This is a genomic window from Streptomyces ossamyceticus, assembly GCF_001418475.1.
In the GTDB taxonomy this organism is placed as follows: Bacteria; Actinomycetota; Actinomycetes; order Streptomycetales; family Streptomycetaceae; genus Streptomyces; species Streptomyces ossamyceticus.
The window spans coordinates 1-1716 of the sequence record NZ_LIQX01000930.1; the positions used below are offsets into that span (position 1 = coordinate 1).

1 protein-coding gene is annotated in these 1716 nt (G+C 72.7%); it reads right to left on the reverse strand.

Going from position 1 to position 1716, the window contains the following annotated elements:
- Positions 1–136: 136 nt before the first annotated feature.
- A complete protein-coding gene (locus tag AOK15_RS40645; protein ID WP_055524219.1) occupies positions 137–1549 on the reverse strand; it encodes an alpha,alpha-trehalose-phosphate synthase (UDP-forming) in 1413 nt (470 codons plus the stop codon).
- Positions 1550–1716: the final 167 nt, after the last annotated feature.

Below are 1716 nucleotides of genomic sequence, written 5' to 3' on the forward strand. Positions count from 1 at the left end.
GCTGTGACAGGACGCGGGCTGGGGGAACCGGGCTTCGGGTGCGGGTGCGTGGGGGCTGGTCGCGCAGTTCCCCGCGGGGAACTGCGCGACCAGCCCCCACCAGCCCGCACCCGCCGACGAACCCCGACGCCCCGAGCTATGTCGCCCTCAGCTCTCCCAGCTGATCCAAGAACCACCGGGCCGGTGGCAGCGCCGTCGCCGCCGCCGTGAGGCGCTTCGTGCGTTCCGCTCGTTCCTCCGCGCCCATCGACAGCGCCTCGTGCAACGCCCCGGCCGTCCCCCCGATGTCGTACGGGTTGACCACCACCGCGTCCTCGCCCAGCTCCTCGAACGCCCCCGCCTCCCGCGACAGCACCAGCACGCAGCCCCCGTCGGAGACGAGCGGTACCTCCTTGGCGACCAGGTTCATGCCGTCGCGGATGGGGTTCACGAGGGCGACGTCGGCCAGGCGGTACGCCGCCAGGGAGCGCGCGAAGTCGTCCTTGACGTGGAGGACGACCGGGGTCCAGCCCGGCGTCCCGTACCGCTCGTTGATCTCGGCCGCCACCCGCTGGACCTCGGCGGTGTACTCCCGGTACACGGCGAGGTCCTGCCGCGACGGGTACGCGAAGGCCACGTGCACGACGCGCTCGCGCCACTCCGGGCGGTCGTCGAGGAGCTGCCGGTACGCCAGCAGCCCCCGCACGATGTTCTTGGACAGCTCCGTGCGGTCGACCCGGACGATCGTGCGGCGCGGCGTGCCGTCGGGAGCCGTGCCGATCTGCTCCCGCAGCGCGACGATCCGCTCGTCGACGTCCGCCTCGTGCGCGCGGGCCCGCAGAAAGTCCGCGTCGGCGCCGAGCCCGTGCACACCGATCCGGGTGCCGGAGGTGGCGTCGGGGCCCAGGACGGCGTGGCAGCACGCGGTGAACGCGTCCGCCCACCGCCGGGTCAGGAACGCGGCCCGGTCGGCGCCGAGGATGCCGTTCAGCACCTCCGCGGCGATGTCGTCGGGCAGCAGCCGGAAGTAGTCCACGGGCGCCCACGGGGTGTGCGAGAAGTGACCGATCCTGAGATCGGGGCGCAGCTCGCGCAGCATCCTCGGCACGAGCGTCAGGTGGTAGTCCTGCACGAGCACGGCCGCGCCGTCCGCCGCCTCCTGAGCCAGCGCCTCGGCGAAGGACCGGTTGTACGTCTCGTACGCCGTCCACTGGGCCCGGAACTCCGCGTCGAAGACGGGCTCCAGGGGGGTCTGGTACAGCATGTGGTGCACGAACCACAGTGCGGAGTTGGCGACGCCGTTGTACGCGGCGTGGTGGACGTCGGCGGGGATGTCCAGCATGCGTACACCGGGCTCGCCGACCCCGCGGCGTACGGCCTCGCGGTCGCCGTCGCCGAGTGCGGAGCACACCCAGAGGGCGTCGGCGTCGGGGCCGATCGCCGACAGGCCGGACACGAGTCCGCCGCCGCCGCGCTTCGCGGTGAGCCCGCCGGAGTCGTCCTGGGTGTACGAGACGGGGCCGCGGTTGGAGGCGACCAGCACCTGTGCTGAAGCGTGCGTTGATGCCATACGGCTCAACCTAGCCCGTGGTCGAACCGCTCAAACGTGCGGTTCGGCCGTATACAGGAGCGCCTAGGGGGGTGGGGGTGACCTGTGCGTCGGCGAGTGCGGGTGCGTGGGGGCCGTTCGCGCAGTTCCCCGCGCCCCTGGAAAAGCAGGGGCGCGGGGAACTGCGC

Excerpts from the sequence above, each read along its gene's own strand:
- AOK15_RS40645 (WP_055524219.1), bottom strand. The coding sequence starts at position 1,549 with ATGGCATCAACGCACGCTTCAGCACAGGTGCTGGTCGCCTCCAACCGC.